Source organism: Actinoplanes subtropicus, assembly GCF_000721705.1.
Lineage (GTDB): Bacteria > Actinomycetota > Actinomycetes > Mycobacteriales > Micromonosporaceae > Actinoplanes > Actinoplanes subtropicus.
Map to the genome: position 1 here is coordinate 35,331 of NZ_JOJL01000024.1, position 16,986 is coordinate 52,316.

General features: G+C 70.4%; 29 protein-coding genes. 6 read left to right on the top strand and 23 right to left on the bottom strand.

What is annotated here, in order from left to right; translation table 11 throughout:
* Nucleotides 1-274 precede the first annotated feature (274 nt).
* The 19 genes from IH26_RS0131205 to IH26_RS60175 all read right to left on the bottom strand — a co-directional run bounded on the left by IH26_RS0131205 (nt 275) and on the right by IH26_RS60175 (nt 9,226).
* On the bottom strand, nt 275-784 hold the full coding sequence (locus IH26_RS0131205) for a DUF4326 domain-containing protein (protein ID WP_245665686.1): 510 nt from the start codon (nt 782-784) through the stop codon (nt 275-277).
* The gene (locus IH26_RS0131210; protein WP_030439840.1) at nt 781-1,068 is read right to left on the bottom strand and encodes a hypothetical protein; all 288 of its coding nucleotides are present in this window, start codon (nt 1,066-1,068) and stop codon (nt 781-783) included. The genes IH26_RS0131205 and IH26_RS0131210 overlap by 4 nt, the downstream gene beginning before the upstream one ends.
* Nucleotides 1,065-1,814, bottom strand: a complete 750-nt coding sequence (locus tag IH26_RS56300) for a MazG-like family protein (RefSeq protein ID WP_051808811.1) — start codon at nt 1,812-1,814, stop codon at nt 1,065-1,067. The genes IH26_RS0131210 and IH26_RS56300 overlap by 4 nt, the downstream gene beginning before the upstream one ends.
* Nucleotides 1,811-2,161, bottom strand: coding sequence for a hypothetical protein (locus IH26_RS0131220; protein WP_030439842.1), 351 nt, complete (start codon nt 2,159-2,161; stop codon nt 1,811-1,813). Before IH26_RS0131220 ends, IH26_RS56300 begins: the two co-directional genes overlap by 4 nt.
* Nucleotides 2,158-2,442: a hypothetical protein gene (locus tag IH26_RS63270; RefSeq protein WP_051808813.1), complete on the bottom strand. Its 285-nt coding sequence runs from the start codon at nt 2,440-2,442 to the stop codon at nt 2,158-2,160. The genes IH26_RS0131220 and IH26_RS63270 overlap by 4 nt, the downstream gene beginning before the upstream one ends.
* 137 nt (nt 2,443-2,579) lie before the next feature.
* On the bottom strand, nt 2,580-4,766 hold the full coding sequence (locus IH26_RS0131230; RefSeq protein ID WP_030439844.1) for a hypothetical protein: 2,187 nt from the start codon (nt 4,764-4,766) through the stop codon (nt 2,580-2,582).
* The gene (locus tag IH26_RS0131235) at nt 4,763-5,179 is read right to left on the bottom strand and encodes a hypothetical protein (protein WP_030439845.1); all 417 of its coding nucleotides are present in this window, start codon (nt 5,177-5,179) and stop codon (nt 4,763-4,765) included. Before IH26_RS0131235 ends, IH26_RS0131230 begins: the two co-directional genes overlap by 4 nt.
* The gene (locus IH26_RS60155) at nt 5,169-5,327 is read right to left on the bottom strand and encodes a hypothetical protein (RefSeq protein WP_157437474.1); all 159 of its coding nucleotides are present in this window, start codon (nt 5,325-5,327) and stop codon (nt 5,169-5,171) included. Before IH26_RS60155 ends, IH26_RS0131235 begins: the two co-directional genes overlap by 11 nt.
* A 95-nt stretch (nt 5,328-5,422) precedes the next feature.
* On the bottom strand, nt 5,423-5,575 hold the full coding sequence (locus tag IH26_RS61520) for a hypothetical protein (RefSeq protein WP_169789847.1): 153 nt from the start codon (nt 5,573-5,575) through the stop codon (nt 5,423-5,425).
* Entirely contained in the window at nt 5,575-5,742 is a 168-nt protein-coding gene (locus IH26_RS60160; RefSeq protein ID WP_157437475.1) for a hypothetical protein, read from the bottom strand. The genes IH26_RS61520 and IH26_RS60160 overlap by 1 nt, the downstream gene beginning before the upstream one ends.
* A gap of 105 nt (nt 5,743-5,847) precedes the next feature.
* A complete protein-coding gene (locus tag IH26_RS0131255; RefSeq protein ID WP_157437476.1) occupies nt 5,848-6,081 on the bottom strand; it encodes a hypothetical protein in 234 nt (77 codons plus the stop codon).
* Between the two features lie 43 nt (nt 6,082-6,124).
* Entirely contained in the window at nt 6,125-6,301 is a 177-nt protein-coding gene (locus IH26_RS60165) for a hypothetical protein (RefSeq protein WP_157437477.1), read from the bottom strand.
* On the bottom strand, nt 6,298-6,744 hold the full coding sequence (locus tag IH26_RS0131265; protein ID WP_030439847.1) for a DUF3307 domain-containing protein: 447 nt from the start codon (nt 6,742-6,744) through the stop codon (nt 6,298-6,300). Before IH26_RS0131265 ends, IH26_RS60165 begins: the two co-directional genes overlap by 4 nt.
* Complete coding sequence (locus IH26_RS60170) at nt 6,741-6,917, bottom strand: hypothetical protein (RefSeq protein ID WP_157437478.1); 177 nt, start codon at nt 6,915-6,917, stop codon at nt 6,741-6,743. The genes IH26_RS0131265 and IH26_RS60170 overlap by 4 nt, the downstream gene beginning before the upstream one ends.
* Before the next feature lie 97 nt (nt 6,918-7,014).
* A complete protein-coding gene (locus tag IH26_RS0131275; protein WP_030439848.1) occupies nt 7,015-7,218 on the bottom strand; it encodes a hypothetical protein in 204 nt (67 codons plus the stop codon).
* 32 nt (nt 7,219-7,250) lie between these two features.
* Entirely contained in the window at nt 7,251-8,018 is a 768-nt protein-coding gene (locus IH26_RS0131280; protein WP_030439849.1) for a hypothetical protein, read from the bottom strand.
* A gap of 25 nt (nt 8,019-8,043) precedes the next feature.
* A complete protein-coding gene (locus tag IH26_RS0131285) occupies nt 8,044-8,796 on the bottom strand; it encodes a DUF4097 family beta strand repeat-containing protein (RefSeq protein ID WP_030439850.1) in 753 nt (250 codons plus the stop codon).
* Nucleotides 8,796-9,035, bottom strand: coding sequence for a DUF6284 family protein (locus tag IH26_RS0131290; RefSeq protein WP_030439851.1), 240 nt, complete (start codon nt 9,033-9,035; stop codon nt 8,796-8,798). Before IH26_RS0131290 ends, IH26_RS0131285 begins: the two co-directional genes overlap by 1 nt.
* A 23-nt stretch (nt 9,036-9,058) precedes the next feature.
* Entirely contained in the window at nt 9,059-9,226 is a 168-nt protein-coding gene (locus tag IH26_RS60175; protein WP_157437479.1) for a hypothetical protein, read from the bottom strand.
* A gap of 574 nt (nt 9,227-9,800) precedes the next feature.
* Between IH26_RS60175 and IH26_RS0131295 the strand changes: the two genes are divergently transcribed.
* The 5 genes from IH26_RS0131295 to IH26_RS0131310 all read left to right on the top strand — a co-directional run bounded on the left by IH26_RS0131295 (nt 9,801) and on the right by IH26_RS0131310 (nt 14,324).
* Complete coding sequence (locus IH26_RS0131295; RefSeq protein ID WP_030439852.1) at nt 9,801-10,634, top strand: sigma factor-like helix-turn-helix DNA-binding protein; 834 nt, start codon at nt 9,801-9,803, stop codon at nt 10,632-10,634.
* A gap of 9 nt (nt 10,635-10,643) precedes the next feature.
* Nucleotides 10,644-11,471, top strand: coding sequence for a protein phosphatase 2C domain-containing protein (locus tag IH26_RS58520; protein WP_084599200.1), 828 nt, complete (start codon nt 10,644-10,646; stop codon nt 11,469-11,471).
* A gap of 296 nt (nt 11,472-11,767) precedes the next feature.
* Nucleotides 11,768-12,472: an alpha/beta hydrolase gene (locus IH26_RS0131300; protein ID WP_030439853.1), complete on the top strand. Its 705-nt coding sequence runs from the start codon at nt 11,768-11,770 to the stop codon at nt 12,470-12,472.
* A 16-nt stretch (nt 12,473-12,488) separates the two neighbouring features.
* The gene (locus IH26_RS56305) at nt 12,489-13,526 is read left to right on the top strand and encodes a hypothetical protein (RefSeq protein WP_051808815.1); all 1,038 of its coding nucleotides are present in this window, start codon (nt 12,489-12,491) and stop codon (nt 13,524-13,526) included.
* A gap of 15 nt (nt 13,527-13,541) precedes the next feature.
* Entirely contained in the window at nt 13,542-14,324 is a 783-nt protein-coding gene (locus IH26_RS0131310) for an SAM-dependent methyltransferase (protein ID WP_245665688.1), read from the top strand.
* Here IH26_RS0131310 and IH26_RS0131315 read toward each other — a convergent pair.
* The 3 genes from IH26_RS0131315 to IH26_RS60180 form a co-directional block, all read right to left on the bottom strand.
* Nucleotides 14,297-14,644 carry a hypothetical protein gene (locus IH26_RS0131315; RefSeq protein ID WP_030439856.1) on the bottom strand — a complete coding sequence of 116 codons (348 nt, stop codon included), beginning with the start codon at nt 14,642-14,644 and terminating at the stop codon, nt 14,297-14,299. The genes IH26_RS0131310 and IH26_RS0131315 overlap by 28 nt on opposite strands.
* Complete coding sequence (locus IH26_RS0131320; RefSeq protein ID WP_030439857.1) at nt 14,599-14,967, bottom strand: hypothetical protein; 369 nt, start codon at nt 14,965-14,967, stop codon at nt 14,599-14,601. The genes IH26_RS0131315 and IH26_RS0131320 overlap by 46 nt, the downstream gene beginning before the upstream one ends.
* 91 nt (nt 14,968-15,058) lie before the next feature.
* Nucleotides 15,059-15,442, bottom strand: coding sequence for a hypothetical protein (locus IH26_RS60180; RefSeq protein ID WP_169789846.1), 384 nt, complete (start codon nt 15,440-15,442; stop codon nt 15,059-15,061).
* A 45-nt stretch (nt 15,443-15,487) separates the two neighbouring features.
* Between IH26_RS60180 and IH26_RS0131330 the strand changes: the two genes are divergently transcribed.
* Entirely contained in the window at nt 15,488-16,450 is a 963-nt protein-coding gene (locus tag IH26_RS0131330; RefSeq protein ID WP_245665691.1) for a fatty acid desaturase family protein, read from the top strand.
* Here the strand turns inward: IH26_RS0131330 and IH26_RS0131335 are convergent.
* On the bottom strand, nt 16,370-16,966 hold the full coding sequence (locus tag IH26_RS0131335; protein WP_030439860.1) for a CPBP family glutamic-type intramembrane protease: 597 nt from the start codon (nt 16,964-16,966) through the stop codon (nt 16,370-16,372). The genes IH26_RS0131330 and IH26_RS0131335 overlap by 81 nt on opposite strands.
* Between the last annotated feature and the right edge of the window lie 20 nt (nt 16,967-16,986).

Genomic DNA, 16,986 nt, shown 5'->3' on the forward strand with positions numbered 1-16,986 from the left:
GCGTTGCCGGGTCGCGGGATACGGCCGGCGGTGATGTCGGCCAGGAACTTGGCTTCGGCGCACGCCTTGTGACAGGGCCGGCCGGAGCAGTCCCGGAGTTGGGTGCGGCGCCGGCAAATGCGGCACGGCCCGAACGGCGTGTACCAGGGGTCGAACCGGTGCTCTGACCAGTCGAAACCGGCCTGTTCGGCCCCGAACCGGTCGCGGTAGACCATCGGGGGCAGGTGCCCGCCCCCGAACACGCAGTCCTCCGGCGACACGTGCGCCGCGCTCATCACGCCGCCAGCGGCCCGCCGGAGACGCCGGCGTTGGCGAGGTCGAGCAGCACGTCGGCGTGGCACGCCTCGCCGGGCGGGCACCAGCACGCCAGGTCACGGCCGGCCAGGTCGGGCAGGCCGTCGAGGATCGCCCGGCGGCGCTGGTCGGCGTCGGTGTAGCCGAGGTGGTCGGCGCCGGCCAGCCACTCGCGGTAGAGCTGCACGGCCTGTTCGCGGCCGAAGTAGCCGGCCGGGAACGGGTTGCCGAACCGGGTCGGGCGTCCGACGTAGACGGTGCCCGCGGGCATCCGCCATCCGGCCGAGCGCCGCCGCTGTATCCGGGCCGCCGTCACCGGCGCCGCCGGGCTGAGGGTGATCTCGGCGTCGAGGTAGATGCGCATCCGGCCGTCGCCGCCGCGCGCCGTGTACGGCCGGGAGACGTTGGTGACGTGCAGGCCGGGCAGGGTTTCCAGGAGGGCGACGGCGGCGGCCACCTGGTCGCCGTCGCCCATCAGGCGGATGTTCATGCGGCGCCTCCGTAGCATGCGGCCTGGTCGCAGGGGCGGCCCCCGCGGGCCAGCGCGTACGGCACGGACAGTTCGTAGAACTTCTCGGCCGGTTTGCTGTCGGGCCGGCAGGCGGGCCGGATCTCGGTCCACGCCCGGGTGATGATCCGGCTGGTCGAATCGCCGGGATCGGCGTGCACGGCCGGGTGGTAGACGCGCTCGATGCGGTGCGCGCCGTTGTGGTCGGGGAAGGCGATCGGCACGGCGGTGAAGCCGACGCCGTGCTCGTCAGCGGGGATGGTCATGCGGCCACCGCCACGGGCGCGGCGGCCTCGGCCGGGGCCTGGCGCCGGTCGCAGTTGGTGACGATCTCGACGTGCTTCCAGCCGAGGCCGGTCACGTCGGTCACCTCGCCGTCCCACGGCTGTTCGGCCTTGACGTTGACCCAGTGGGAGCCGCTGTAGTCGACCTCGCGGCACTCGACGGGCAGGCCGAGATAGGCCGCCCATCGGGTCACACCGTCGGCCTGGTCGTCGGCCAGCCGCAGCCGTAGCGTGCCCCCGCCGGTGTAGCCGATGAAGTCCTCGGGCAGCGGCAGGCCGTGCTCGGTGTGCACGTCGAGCAGCCACCGCAGGGTGGCGGCCTGCCGCTGGCGGCCTGGGTCGGCGCCCGGCCCGGCCGTCTCGGCGACCTGTTCGACGTCCGGGGCGCCGGAGGCCGCGGCGCGGCGGGCGAGGTGGTCGAGGCGACCGGCGAGCCGGTCGGCCAGGGCGTATTCGAGGTGTTCGCGGGTGACGGTCTCGGCGAACACGAGAGCCGACATGACAACGTCGATGGCCTCGGCCACCACGTCATCCCAGTTGTGGGTGATGCCTTTGCGGGGGTTCTGGCCGAGCACGCCGATGACGGCTTGGGCCATCTCGCCGGCCTCTTCCTGCACCTTCAGGGCGCGGCACAGGGTTTCGGGCAGGCCGGTCAGGTCGGGGTTGCCGCGCTTGTCGAGCTGGGCGGTGATGCGCCGGGCGGCGTCGATGATGGTCGGGGTGGTCATGCTGCGGGCCTCCGGTCGAGGGCGGGACGCGTCGGGCGGGTGGGCAGGGTTTCGGGCCGCAGTGCGGCGACGGCGGCGAACAGGCGGCGGATCAGGTGCAGGGTGAGGCCGAGTTGCCGGTGCGCGGTCGGCTCGGCCGGGGTCAGGGGGACGCGGGCGCGGATGTCGGCGTACTCGACGTCACCGGCCTTGACGCGGGTGATGACGGCCCGGCCGCCGAGGGTGTCGGCGATGATCGGCGGGGATTGGTGAAGTGCCCCGGTGCACCGGTGATCGCGGGCGCACCAACCGGTGTGCGGGGTCGGCGGCGGGAGTTTCGCGGCGCGGGCGAAGACGCTGCGGCTCATCGGGTGCCTTTGTCGTGCAGTTCGCGGAGGCTGTTGAGGATCCGGCGGCCGACCCGCAGCCGGCGGCCGTCGCCGTGACATTTGCGGCACAGGGCGAACGAGCGGCCGAACGGTGAGCGGCGTTTGCCGCTGCCTTTGCAGCGTCGGCAGTTGCCGAACGGGTAGAGCCAGCAGCCGAGCAGGTACCCGGCCGTGACGATGGCGAGGATGATGAAAATCAGTCCGAGCGCGGCGACGCTGTTCGTGGCGTTGTCGGTGACGGTAACGGCGAGCAGGGGCACGGTTTTGCCTCCAGCAGGGGTTTTCGCAGGTAGAGGGGTTGCCGCCGTTACCCGTTACCGGCCCTCATACGTGCTGACCAGGCCGGTAACGGGTGGGGTAACGCTGGCGTTACCGGTGACGGCAGGGCCGTTACCGGTCAGGCGGTCTTGCGGCGGTCGATCGCGTCATCAATATCGGACAGTCGGCAGCCGCGGGCGCCGTCGCCTTTGACCTTCACGACGACGCTCGGGACGTGCTCGCGTAGCAGCGCCGAGGCCGCGTCGGGGGTGACGTCGGCGTAGTGCTCTGGGAACTGGTCGGCCAGCCGCTGCGCGACCGTGGCCCAGTGCAGGCCCGGCTCACCGGGCAGGAACACGCCGCGCACGTCGGCGAGGGTGTCGCGGACGTCGCGGGCGACCTGCTCACCAGCCGCGGCACCGGTCAACAGGCCGAGCCGCTCGCGCTCCTTGCGGGCGGCCGTGAGGATCCGCTCGGCGTCGGTGTGATCGGCGAGGTAGGTCCGCACGGTGGCCGTGTCGTCGGAGTGGCCGTAGAGGATGCCCACGCCCCGATACGGGCTACCGGTCGGGAGCGCGGACGCGTCGTAGCCTTCCTGGTAGGCGTCGCCGCCGAGGATGGCCTCCGACACGGTGCGGTTGCCGCACTTGAGCGCGAACCGCACGGCGTGGTTGTCGCGGTAGCGGTTGAACAGCCGCTGCACGTCACCCGCGCCGACCCCGGATGGTTTCTGCGAGCTGGACAGGATGATCACACCCGCGCTCGGGCCGACGGCCATGATGAACGACAGCAGCGCGGCGACCTTCTTGTTGATCTCCTGGTCGTCGGTCTCGAAGTAGTTCTGGAACTCCTCCATGACCAGCATCCACACCCGGAGCTGCGGGTACTTGCGGGACAACTCGCGGGTGATCTTCCCCTCGGGGCACTCCGAGGTCGGCAGCCCGGCGAGGAAGTCGTTGACCTCCTCGATGTGCTTCTTGACCTCGCGCAGCATCTCCAGGAAGTGCGTGATCGGGTCGTTGTCGCGGGAGTTGGGGACCACCCCGCACACGTAGCGGTGGGCGATGAGCCGGAACTTGTCCCAGTCCGGGGACATCTTCCCGTCCACCACCAGCAACCTGACGTACGGGTCGAGGGCGGCGAACAGGGCGAGCAGCCGGGTGGAGAACGTCTTGCCCTTACGCGGCTGGGCGCCGACCAGGATGGACACCCACATCAGCAGCAGCCCGACCTTGCGCCCGCGCTCATCGAGGCCGAACGGGGCTTCGGTCCAGATGTCACGGGGCTTGCCGTCCAGCAGCGGCGTGCGGCCCGCCGGGATGGCCAGGGGGTCGCGGTCGGCGACGAACAGCAGGTGCCGCCGGTGGCTGGACGGGTCGCGGGTCAGGAAGATCTGGTTGACCGAGACGTCCATGCCTGCGGCGATCGCGGACTTGGCCTTCAGGACGTCTTCCCAGGTCTTGCCGTTGAACGGCAGATCGATGATGACCTGCGAGCCGGTGTCGGTGACGTCGCGGGCCATCGGCCCACCGAACGAGATTTGCTGGTTCGGCTTGTCCGGGTTGCCGAGTCCGGCCGCGTAGTAGGCGCGCAGCACCACATCCGGGTTGATCCGCCGGAACCGGCCGGTGACCACGGCGGCCGACACGATCGGCCGGTCCACCGGCCGGCCGAGCCGCGCCAGCCCCGCGACCGCAGCCGCGAGGGCGGGGTAGAGCACCCACCACGGCGCGGTGACCCACACGAATGGGCCAAGTAGGACCAGGGCGAGCAGTTCCCCGGCCAGGACGGTGAACCGCCACGCGCGGGTGGCCTTGACCTCGCGGTGCAGCTTGTGCCAGGCCTGCCAGTCCTGATCGTCGGCGGCCCGCTGCCGCAGCCCGGTCTGTTCGGTCAGCCACCACCACTTGATCTGCCGGCCGGCGAGTTTGACCAGCCCGTACGTGCCCCAGAACGCGACCTGAATCAGGTACCAGGGTGAGCGCACGGCGTGGAACCGGGCGTGATACCAGCCGACCCCGGTGTGGTACTTGATCGTGGACTTGATCGCGCCCCAGGTCGACAGGCCGAGCGGCACGATCGGCTGGCGGCCCCGTACGTCCGAGGGCGGCGGGTCGACGGGCATGCCGCCCGGGGTCGGCTCGTCGTCGATCGTGTGGTCGAAGTGGGTGTCGGCCGCGTCGGTTGTGCCGGCCCGGCGGGTGCGGGCCGCGTTCAGGTCGAGCACGTCGGCCGTACCGGTCTCGGCCGTGTCGTTCACGGTGGGGTCGTTCTGGATGTCGTCCGGGTCGATGTTCTCCGGGTTGTCGTGGGGGGTGGTGCTCACGAACGGGCCTCCTGTCGGGCGGTCGTGCCCGGGTCTGCGGCAGGGTTGGGCTGGGCGGACGCGTCGAGCCGGGGGAAGTAGTTCTGGTCGAACAGCGACACGAACTCGCTGACCTCGTCCGAGGCCGGGACCGTGAGTTCGGTGCCGGCCTCGGTGCGGATCTCGATGACGCCGTCGAGCACGTTGACGGCATGCAGCGACGGGTTCACCCGGCGCAGGTAGTTGGCGATCGGGCAGCGGTCGGACTCGTCGCGGTGCCCAGTGATGCCGAGCGCGGCAAGCCGCCGCCCGATCGCGCCAGGAGTCGCGCCGAGGTCGGCGAGCAGCCCGGCGACGTGGTCGGTGATTTCTTCGGGGAGCAGGCCCTGACCGGCCACGTCGATCGGCACGATCACGGCCGGGTCAGCGGTCATGGCTGGTCCTCCCACGGGCGAGCAGCACGCCGGTCGTGAACGCGAACGACACGGCGCACAAGGTGCGCAGCGTCGTCGGCGCGGCGAGCGCGGCGAACACGTTGAGACCGGCGGCGGCGTAGGTGCACGCGCGGGCGTACGGGACCATGAGGTCCCCTCTCCTTGTGTCGTTGGGCAGGGGGGTGAGGGCCGGCGGCGCGGCCGTGGTTGTCGAGGCCGAGAAGGCCGCGCCGCCGGGCGGGTTCAGTTCTGGTCCGCCTTACGGCGCTGGGCGATCGAGGCCAGCCGGCGGCGGGTCGCCGCGTCGGACAACACATCCGGGTTGGCCTTCTGGGCACGGCGACCCAAGGCCGCCCACTGCTGGTCAGTGATCGTGTTCGGGACCCGGCCTGCCATCAGTCGAGGCCGACGTTCTTGCGGATCCACTTGTTGCCGTTGCGGACCTGACGCTGTTCGTGCCGGTTGGCGATCCGGTCGGCCTGCCGGTCGCCCATGCCGGACGCCTTGAGGTCCTGGCGAATCTTGTTGGCGTCCGCCTTGGCGTTCTTCTCGACGTGGTACATCGGGAACTTCTCCTGTCCTGGCGCGCCTATCTGGCGGCCACCGCACGCGGAACCTGTTGTGTGGCAACGGGTTCCGCGACGGTGACGGTCAGCGTCGGGTGCGGGTCAGCCCCACAGCGCGCGGGCCAGCCGCTGGCCGGGGGTCTGCGGCCCGGCCGTCCAGCGGATCTCGCCGAGGCTCTTGCGCTGCGCGCGGGTCATCCGGGTCGTGGACATCAGGTCGACATCCGGGTCCGATCGCAGGGCGGCGAGCAGTTGCTGCGGGTTAGAGGTCTTCTTCGCCATCAGGTCGTCCTTCACTTCGGCTGGTTCGGCGTGCCGCTCTGGCAGCCACCGCACGCGAAAACCGTTGCACCACAACAGGTTTCGCGCACGGCGGCGGTCAGCGGTCGGCGGCCTCACGGCGGAGTCGGACGGCCATCTTTGCGTGCAGCTCCCGGCGGGAGGCCTCCCGGGCCGCCAGCCGCGCGGCGAGCGCGGCCGGCGGCGGGCAGGCACACGGGATGCGCCCACAGCCGGGGCAGGCGGTCACGGTGCGGGCGGTGTGCGCCCGGCTCATGACGCGATCACCAGCGCTGCGACGAATAGCCACGCGTAGTGGAAGGACTGATCGAGCGCGTACGCACCGGTGCCGAGGCACGGCTTGTCGCCGCTGTCGCGGCAGGCACCAAGCTGGTAGAACCGGGCCGCGCCGAGCCGCTCGGCCAACCACCGCAGCGGGCTCCGCCGGTCGGCGATGTAGTGCGTGACCGCCGAGACGGTCAGCCCGGCCGCCACCCGCCACGGGTCGAGCGGCACGTGCAGCGTGTACCGCAGAGCGGCCAGCGCGACCAGCGCCGTCGCGGTGTAGGAGGCGACGTGCGCGGCGCAGGCGATCCGGCCGGGCCAACCGGGCGCGCCCTTCGTGCACGCCTGATGGTCGGTTTGCACCCAGTGGTCGGCGACCTGATGCGCGACGTACAAGGCGACGAACACCGCCGCGAACACGGCCGGGGCGGTCACCGGCCGAACGCCTTACGGGACACGCCGATCGCCCGGCTGTCGCGGCCGGCGGCGTGCGCGGCCCGCCGCTGCCGGGAGTCAGCCGCCATCGCGGCGAGCCGGGCGGCGGCCTGCCGCTCCTTTCGGGCGAGGTTCTCGACCGGGTCCATGGAGCGGTTCTGGTTGTTTGCCATGATGGGGGTCTCTCCTTGAGGTCTTACGGGACCGAAGGGGTGGAGACCGGCGGCACAGCACTTGCTTGCAGGCTGTGGGCTGTGCCGCCGGGCGGAACTACCGGCGACGCCCGTGCACCTTGTTGATCAGGGCGAGGTAGGCGTCACTGCCGAACGGCGGGCAGTTGCACGGGCTGTGCTGGCAGAGCACGCAGCGCACCTGGTCGGCGCGGATGCGGCCGGACGCGTAGGCGTCGAAGTCGGGCGACCACTTGGCGCCGAGCTTGTTGACGGTTTTCACGGGGTTCGTCTTGCGGGCCATCGGGGGCATCTCCTCGGGGTAAGCAGGGACGGTCAGTGCTTGTGCATCAGGTGCGCGAGCGCGGCGCCCATGCCGAGCACGGCGACCGGGATGCAGGAGACGATCGCGGTGATCCACCACGGGGCCGAGGTCCAGCCGGCCGCGTTCATCAGGTGGTAGGCGATCTGGCCGAGGGCACCGACGATCAGCGAGGCGATCGCGGACCGCTTGGCGAACCGGCGGGCGTCGCCGGCTGCCCGGCCGGACAGCCACACGAACAGGGCGTACGCGGCGTAGGTCTCCACCCCGATGGGCAGCGTGATCGCCGTGTTGAGCTGGAAGTCGGAGATCCCCGGTAGCAGCGTGACTTTCCCGAAGCCGGTCAGCCGGCCCATCTCCACCCAGCCGCCCCAGATCGCGACGAACGCGGGCAGGCACAGCAGCAGCACCGGCCACGTGACGGGGGACCGCTCCGGCCGGACCGCAGCAGCCGGAGTGTCCGGTACGGCCGGGGCCGCCGGGGCGGGGTCCGGCTCGACGTCCGTGGACTCGGGCTCGGCGTGCTCGCCGGTCGGCTCGGGGAGCTCCGGCAGGGGGTCCGGGGTCGGCTCCGGCTCGGCCGGCAGGGTCGGCGGGTCGGCCGGGGCGGTGGTCAGCGCGGCGAGCAGTTCCTTGGCCTTCGGGGCGCCTACCTTGAACGTGGTCATCAGCTTGTTGCGCGAGGGCAGCTCGCCGAGGGACGCGGCGAGGTCACGGGCGTGCGGGATGAGATCGGCGACCTCGCGCGGGTAGGCGCTGCGGTTCGCGGTAGCCGTGGACATGGGCGTATACCCCTCTTTTCGCTGGTCAGCGGGTGGTGACGCGGCCGGACACGGTCCGCGCGTCGAGGTCGATGTCCGGGCCGGTCGCCCGGATGTCACCGGACACCGACCGGGCGCTCACGGTGGCGCCGGACTGCGTGGCGGTGATCCGGATGTCACCGGAGACGGTCTTGACGACGGCGCGGGAGCCGGTGAGCTGGGCAACCCTGATGTCACCGGAGGTCGAGCGCAGCCGCGGCATGCGGGCCGCGCCGATGCGGATGTCGCCGGACACCGTCGTGACCTCGGCGTCCACCAGCTCGCCGGTCGTGTCGAGGTCACCGGAGGTGGTCTGGCAGGTCAGCGACGAACGCAGCGGGAGGCGAGCCTCGATGACGATCGGCGCGCCGCTGCCCGTCACGGCAGCGTTACCACCGATGACCAGGCCACCGCCGCTGATGTTGAGATCGCCGCCGATGATGTTCCCGCCGACCTGGATGACCGATCCGCCGGACACGATGCCGACCTGGGTGATGGTGGCCCTGCCGTACCGGTTGACGACCGTGGTCGACCCGGTGGCGCCGGTCGGCTCCTGCACCCGGACCGACACCCCGCCGGGGCGGTCGGCGAACCGGGCGTTGCGGACCGCGTCGGCGGCCGGCCCGCTGTCGGCCGACGTGGTGACCGTGACCAGGGCGGCCGGGCGGTCCTCCACGATGACGATGACGTCGGCGGCGACCGTGGTGACGTCGAAGACGACCGGGCCGGCCGGGGCGGTGTGCTCGCGGATCGTGGCCATCAGGCGGCCACCTTCCGGGTGACGGCGGCGCGGGTGATCCGGGCCGTCTGGCGGCGCTGCCGGCGGCGGTCCGTCTCGGACCGGCCGACGCGTTCCACGGCGTCGATGGCGTCGACCAGGGCGTCGACATAGTCGGGGTCGGCCAGGGCGTCGATGTCCGCCTGAATGGCGGGCCACTCGGCCTCGATCGCGGCCAACTCGGCCCGCGTCGGGCCGGTGGAGTCGAAGTTGCGCGGCATGACGGAAGGAAGGTCCTCTCGGATCAGGCGGCCCGCGCCGCGCCGCGCGTCACGCGCTGCGGCACTGACTGGCACACCCGGCATTTGGTCTGGTTACGCGGCAGCGGGCGGGTCTTGCCGCACCCGGCGCACGCGGTGTAGCTGGTGCTCTGAGCTGCGGAAATGATCACGATCGATGCGAGGGACGCCATGATGCAATCTCCTTGTCGCTTGATCGGAAAAGTAGAGAATTCGGTACGGAGAACGCCCGGAGGGCCAGCGGCATCACAGCGGCCGACCCGCCCGGAACGTCAAGAAAGCTCGGCCTTCACCAGGCCGTTCGAATCAAGCTAGGTCTGCTGTCCGCCTTAGTGCGCTCATGTGCTTTCCATGGCACATGACTCACGCGCCCCCTCCGCCGGTGACGACGGTTGCAGGGGTCCCGGTGTCATGCCGGGCACGGGCGGGGCCTAGACCTGTCGCTCACTGCTGGCGCCGCCCGACTCGCCGCTTCCCAGCGGGAGAGGTAGGGCACCTGACCGGTTCAACGTGCGCGGTTCGGTCACTCCGCCTCTGTTGAGTTTTGCCAGGCCAGAAGCCTGTTTACCCCCCTACACTTGCGTGTCCAGCGGGGTACATCAACAGAACACCATGCGGCGCCGGGGCCTGTCAACCCCTCTTAACAAGGGAGTTCGTCCGGCTACACATCGCCCCAGCTAGTAGCCCCTATGAACGCGCTGAGATAGTGTTAGCCCCCTTGACAGCGGTATGGGAGGGAGCGCCGTGATGGACCTTGCGGCCGTCGAAGCTCTGACAGACGCACGCGAACGCGCACTGACGGCGCACAAGCTCATCGACGACTACCAAGTGGCAATCGGCGAGCTGTCGCGTGTTCGTCGGGCCGCTCTTGAGGAGTTGCTAAACGGCAAGATGACGCAGTCGCAGATTGCCGACATGCTTGACATGTCGCGTTCCCGCGTCTCTCAGCTGCTTTCGGCCGGCACGCGGCCGGAGCGCGCGTTCCTGGGCGGTGGGCGGCTAACAATGGCCATCGGCGGAAAGTTCGAGGTCGGTCGTACGGACCCCGGGGCTGTGCTATCGGCCGAATCGTTTGGTGCCTACGAGATTCTTGCCGAGCTTGCCCGCTCGGTAGGGCTCGACGCTGCATATGAGATCGTTCCCCCTCCGGGGCTTGTGCATCTCAATCGCCCGAATTTGATTGTTTTGACGAACCCTCGTCTCCTTCCATTCCTTAGCCAGGTCATGGAAGCCGACCCGCACCTCCGGTACGTCGAAGACGAGAAGGGCTGGTTCATCAAAGAGCCAGATACTGGCAAGGAGTATCGATCTCCGCGTGATGATGGGGAGTGCGCTGACTACGGCTATATCGGCAGACTTCCGCGACCGGACGGAAAGGGATCGTTTCTGTATCTGGCCGGCACGCACGCGCAAGGAACGCTCGGGGCGGCGCGCTACGTTGCAGACAATCTCCAGGAGTTGCACAGAGAGCTGAAGACGCGACGGTTCTCAACCGTCATTCTTTGCCACTACGACCCGAAAGACCGTCGGCGTGTGACCTCCGTCGAACGGGTTTCGCCTTTGTTCAAACATGAGGGTTGAGGACCATAGATGCGAACGGCCGTCGCTTCGCTGCCATCCGGCCAACAGCACGACAACGAGGATTGGTTTTCTGCGTCGCCCCACCTCGTTGTTGTCCTGGATGGCGCCACCGCCAGAACGAATACCGGTTGCATACACGGCATTTCCTGGTACGCGGCGCACCTGGGCTCAGCATTGTCCCAGGGTGCGGCCGACGCCAACCTGTCGCTCAGCGATGTGCTGGCTACAGGCATCGAACACGTGGCGGCTCTGCATCCTCAATGCGACCTAACTCATGAAGGGACACCATCCGCAGCGGTTGCTATGGTCCGCCTCCGGGAGGGCTGGGCTGACTACCTTGTCTTGGGGGACGTCTCGATCGTTCTCGACACAAGTGCCGGAATTAGCGCGGTGTCAGACGAACGGGTGAGTCAAACTGCGCCAATTGAGCGCCGAATAGCGGACGGATACCCAATCGGATCGGTTGAGAAAGGCGATGCATTGGTGCGCATGAAGCATGCCGAGCTTGCGATGCGAAATCGACCCGGCGGTTTCTGGATCGCCGCAGCGGATCCGTCTGCCGCGAGCCAAGCGCTTGCCGGACGAATTGCCACAGAAGGCCTGCGACGCTTTGCGGTGTTGACCGACGGTGCGGCCCGAATCGTCAACGTGTTCGGCGAGCTTTCGTGGCCCGAGCTTCTCGATCTGGCAGAAAAGGACGGTCCCGAGACGGTCTTGCGCCGGGTGCGGGCTGCGGAAGAGTCGGACCCCAAGGGCGTCCGTTGGCCACGGAACAAGCGGAGTGATGACGCTACTCTCGCACTGGCGGTGGCCGAGCCATCGATCGCAGTCGGTTAGCCGCTACCGACAAGGGCCGTGCGTTGGGAGCGGAGTGGGAGCGGGGCCGGGAGCGGGAGCTGCGGTCAGGTGCGGTCAGCCGATGCGATCCGCGCCCTGTTGCTCGGCCTTGACCTGGTAGAACAGCTAGATCAGCTACGCCTGATTGACCATGACCTTGGTTGTGGTCCCGGGTGTCGCGGGTTCAAGTCCCGTCGATCACCCCATCGGAAACTTCAGGGTCTGGTCGTATCGACCGGGCCCTGAAGTCTGTTTGCTGACCGTGTGGTCCGATCTTCGCGATTAGCCTGCGGGTCATGGATTTTCTGCAGCCGTTCGTGCTTCCGGTCGCCACCCGTACGGCGGAGCGGCACGGCCCCATCGACCTCTACCCGCCGGACGACACCGACCGCGCCCGGCCGGCGGTTCTGATCGTGCACGGCGGACCCATGCCGGCTCAGGTGCGGCCCACCCCGCGCGACTGGCCGGTCTACCAGGCGTACGCCTCACTGGTCGCCGCCCGCGGCGTGGTCGGCGCGACCGTCGACCACCGGTTGCACACCCCGGCCGCCTACCCGGACGCCGCCGGCGACGTGCGGGCCGCGGTCGATGCCGTGCGGGCCGACCCGCGGGTGGACGGTGAGCGGATCGCCCTGTGGTTCTTCTCCGGGGGCGGCCTGCTCGCCGCGGACTGGCTGCGCGAGCCGCCGTCCTGGTTGCGGTGCGTGGCCCTGACGTACCCCGTGCTGGTGCCCTTGCATGGTTGGCCGGTGCTGGACCGCTTCCGTCCGGTCGACGCGGTGGCGCTCGCCGGCGACCTGCCGATCGTGCTCACCCGGGTCGGGCGGGAGAACCCGGCGGTGGCCGAGGGAGTGAGCGCCTTCCTCGACGCCGCCAAGACCCGTCCGGACGTCGTCGAGGTGCCGCACGGCCGGCACGGCTTCGACTACCTCGATGACGACGACGCGTCCCGGGCGGCCATCCTCCGCGCGATCGACCTGGTCCTGGCGACCATGATTTAGTGACTACGATGCCCGGATGATCGGACACCGCAGCCTGCCCGCGATCTGTGCCGACCTGGCCGCCGCCGTGCTGCGCCTGGACGGGCCCGCGTCCACCAGGAACCAGCGCGCCGTCGTCGATCGGGTGCCGCTCGCCGACCAGGCCGAGCTCGGCGCCGGCCTGGTCAAGCTCCGGCCGGCGCTGGCCGACGTGGCGCTCGGTAACGGCGGCTTCCTGGCCACCCTCGCGGCCGGCCTGATCGAGATGGGCGCCGACCCGCTGCCGGTGCTGGACGTGCTGGTCGACCGGGTCGCCGGCGGGCTCGAGGCGGCCGCCCAGTTCGGCCTGCTCGCCGACCAGCTCGGCGACGATGTGGCCGCGCCCACCAGCGTGGACGAGTACCGGGCGCTGCGCGAGCGGCTCGTCGCCGCGGCGCCGTCGGCCGGGCTCAGCGTCGAGGAGGCCGGCGCGATCACCCAGGCGTGGTTCTCGGTGAACGACTGGATTCCCAGCCTGCTGGTCCCGTTGCAGCAGAAGCGGTGCCGCCGGGCGCTGCCCGAGCGGGACCGGCTGACCGCCGCGACGATCGCGATGGCCGAGCACGCCGAGGACGCGCCGTGGCTGCTGGGCCTGCTGCGGGTGCTCGACGACGAGCCGCTGCGGGTCGTGCACCGGGAAAGCGGCCGGGTGTTCGAGATGACGATGAGCGGCGTCGGCGACAACATCCAGCTGCACATCTTGCTGGCCGACGTGCTGATCGGCGAGGGCCGGGTGGACGGCGAGGCGCCCGACCCGGCCTGGGTGGCCGCGGCCCGGGACGGCCTGATGATCCCCGAGGGCGGCGTACGCACGCAGTTCGACCTGACCGACGCCGCCGGCGACCCGATCTGGGGCGAGGGCCGCCCGGCCGACATCCCGGTCGCCGACGGCCGCCGGGTGATCGTGGTGAGCGCGCCGTCCTATTCGCGCAGCTACAACATCGGCCGGCAGTACCCGATGATGGTCCCGGAACTCGCCGTCGATCGGGAACTGCCGGAGGATGAGGCGAAGGCCTGGACGACCCGACTGTCCTGAGTGCACGATGCCGGGGTGGACCTGCACACGGACCGCCCGCATCCCGCCCGCGTCTACAACTATCTGCTCGGCGGCGACGTCTACTTCGACGCCGACCGGGACGCCGCCGAACAGGGCATGAAGTCCAACCCGCACAGCCGCGTGCCACCCCGGGAAAATCGCGCGTTCCTCCGTCGCGCGGTGCGTTTCCTGGCCGCCGAGCGCGGCATCGACCAGTTCCTCGACATCGGCACCGGCATCCCCAGCCCGCCGAACGTGCATCACGTCGCCCAGTCGGTGCACCCCGGCGCCCGGGTGGTCTATGTCGACCACGACCCGATCGTGCTGGCCCATGCCGAGGGCCTGCTGGACGGCACCGGCGTGACCCGCTTCCTGAAGGCGGACCTGCTCGAACCGCGGGCCATCCTGGAGTCGCCCGAGGTGCGCGAAACCCTCGACCTCGACCGCCCGGTGGGCCTGTTGCTGATCGCGGTGCTGCATTTCGCCGGGGACGACCAGGATCCGTACGCCCTGGTGGCGGAGCTGCTCGCGGCCCTGCCGCCGGGCAGCTATCTCGCGCTGTCCCATCTGACCGGGGATTTCGCGCCGGAGGCGTGGGCCGCGGTGACCGAGATCTACCGCCGCCAGGGCGTCACCATGCGCGTGCGCGCGAAGCCGGAGATCGCCCGCTTCTTTGCCGGCCTCGAGCTGGTCGAGCCGGGCCTGCAGGTGTTGCCGCATTGGCATCCGGAAACCGACGAGCCGCCGCCCCCGGACGGGGCGGTCTCGGTCTACGGCGCGGTCGCCCGCAAGCCCTGAGCCGCCACGAGCGCCTCGCGGCAGCGCAGCAGGCGGCTGGTGATCTCGTCGAACAGGGCCGGGTCGGTGCGGCCGCCGCGCCAGATCGCGCGCAGGGCGGCCTGGCTCTGCACGAGCTGGGTGGCCGAGCCGTCGATCCAGTGCCGGATGTCGTCGGCACGCGGAGGCGACGCGTCGCGGGCGGCGCGCAACGCGGCGCCCGGCTCGGCGAACAGCGCGGCCGGCGAGTCGGCGAGCGAAGCCAGCGCGTATTCGAGGTCGGTCGCGGCCACGGTCATCCGCCCGATCGCGGCGAGCGTCGCCTCGGAGAGCTTCTGCACGCGAAAAACGTACCGCAGGGAAAGGTGGTCCGCGGCCGGCGCGTGGCGACCCGTCCGGCGATGCCGGGGGCAGCGGAGCGAGCCAGCGTCGGGGTCACCGTCACCGTCTCGCCGCCGGGCGGGAGCGTTTCCTCATGGACCGCGTACGCGAGACCGCCGCCGACCGCGACCGTGGTGACCGCCGCGACTGTCAGCGTCTTCTGCTGCAGCAGCCCGAGCAGGGTCAGCTTCACCGGCTTGAGCCCGACCAACAGCCCGGCCGGCGCCGGCAGCGCGGCCATGCCCAGCAGCAGTTCCTCGGGCACGATCAGACCGCCGCGCATCGTGCCGCAGACCGGGCGGTCGCGCAGGTGCCGGACCAGCCGCTTGCGCCACAGCGGATCGGCGATCCCGTTCCACCGCGCAGTTGCTCGCTCAGCGCGGCCGGGCCCGCAGCGCGCGCACCACCCCGCGGGCGACGTCCAGCTGGGCCTTCATCCGCTGCACCCGGACCGCGGCGTGCTTGGGCTGGACGCGGAGCGCGTCGGCCAGCTCGCCGCTGGCCTCCTGCCACCAGAGGGCGAGCAGCCGCCGGTCGCCGGCGTCCAGCCAGCGGGCCGCCTCGACCAGCTCGCGGCGCTGGCCCGCGACGACGATTACTCGGGACCGCAGGCGAACACGGGCCTGTGAGGGGCGTGGGCCCGGTCCGCCGCTGTCTTGGGCTTGGCCCGACCGCTGCCCGGCATGTCGCGACGCACCATGACCTCGTATCTGCGGGGTGCCCCGTATCCGGGAACGGCGGGCGAGCACAGCCTTCAACTGCGGTACACGTGGCGGTCTCCTTGGGCGGCTAGCCTGCGGAAAGTGCCTTCAGCCCGCACTTACGGCTCGACGGCGACCTCCAGCCTGCTGGTTGCCGGCGCCCTCGGCTCTCTTCTGCTGCAGCTTTACGTGATCCCGCTGGCGTCGCTGCCCGGCTGGTTGCTGATTCCGCTGGTGCTGACCAGCACTCACCTGTGGTCGATCCTGCACGAGTCGATCCACGGCTCGCTGTTGCGCGACCGCGCCTGGAACGATCGGCTCGGCCGGGCGCTCGCGGTCGGCTATGGGGCGCCGTTCATTCTGCTGAAGTCCGGTCACCTGCTGCACCACCGATTCAGCCGTACGCCGCGGGAGCGCACCGAGGTCTACGACACCGGCAGTTGGGGGTCGCACGCGCCGGGCTACTACCTGCGCCTGGTCGGCGGGCTCTACCTGGCCGAGGTCGCGTCGGTGCTGCTCGCGGTCGCGCCGAAGCCGCTCTGGTACCGGCTGCGTCGCCTGCTGGACAGGCCGGACACGGTGACCGCGCTGCTGTTCGACGCGATCACCGGGCGCCGGCTGGGGCAGTTCCGGCCGGACGCCGCGCTGATCGTCCTGGTTTATGCGGGGGCTTTCCTCGCGTACGGCCGGAATTGGTGGATTTTGATGGTGGTGTTGGCGGGGCGGGCGTTTCTGGTGTCGGTGGCCGACAACGCCTACCACTACGGCACGGCGCTGGATGAGCCGCTCGAGGCGATGAACCTCGAACTGCCGCGGCCGCTCGAGTCGTTCGTGCTCGCGTTCAACCTGCACGGCATCCACCACAAGTATCCGGGGCTGGCCTGGCACAGCCTGCGTGGCGTTTTCCTGGCCGACGGCGGCCGCTTCGACCTGGGCTGGTGGCGGGCGGTCGCGCGGCAGGTCAAGGGGCCGATCGCGGCCGGGTCACTGGAAACGCCCGTGGTAGAAGTACTGCCCGAGCCCGACCGTGAGGATCGTGATGCCGTACAGAGCATGCTCCACTGACACCATGAGCAGCGACTGCGTGCGCTGGTAGCGACGGGCGAACAGCCAGCCGCCGAGGATCGTGGCCACCACCGCGAGCACGTTGCCGAACAGCAGATGGGCCGCCGCGGCGAGCGCGGCGGCCTTTCTGCCGGAACCGAAGACCGGCGAGTAGCGGTGCAGCAGGAACGCCCGGAACAGCAACTCCTGCGGATACACCGAGACCAGCGGGTAGAGGACGCAGATCGCCAGCCAGAGCCACGGCTGGTGGCGGGGCAGGTCGAAGAGATGTGCGCGGTCGAAGACGGCGACCGCCGCCACGGTGAGAACCGTGACGGCGGCCCACAGCAGCAGGACGCCGCGCAGTGACCCGCGCCGCCAGAAGGTCGCCCGGTCGAAGCCGGTGGCCCGCCGCAGGTAGAACACGATCGCGACGGCGGCCACCAGCAGGACCGGGATCGGCCCGCCCGGAACGTGGACAGCGATGTGGACGCCGACCAGCCCGAAGAAGAGCAGCAGATATTCGACGAGCCGCACTCGACGGGACGCTACGGGTC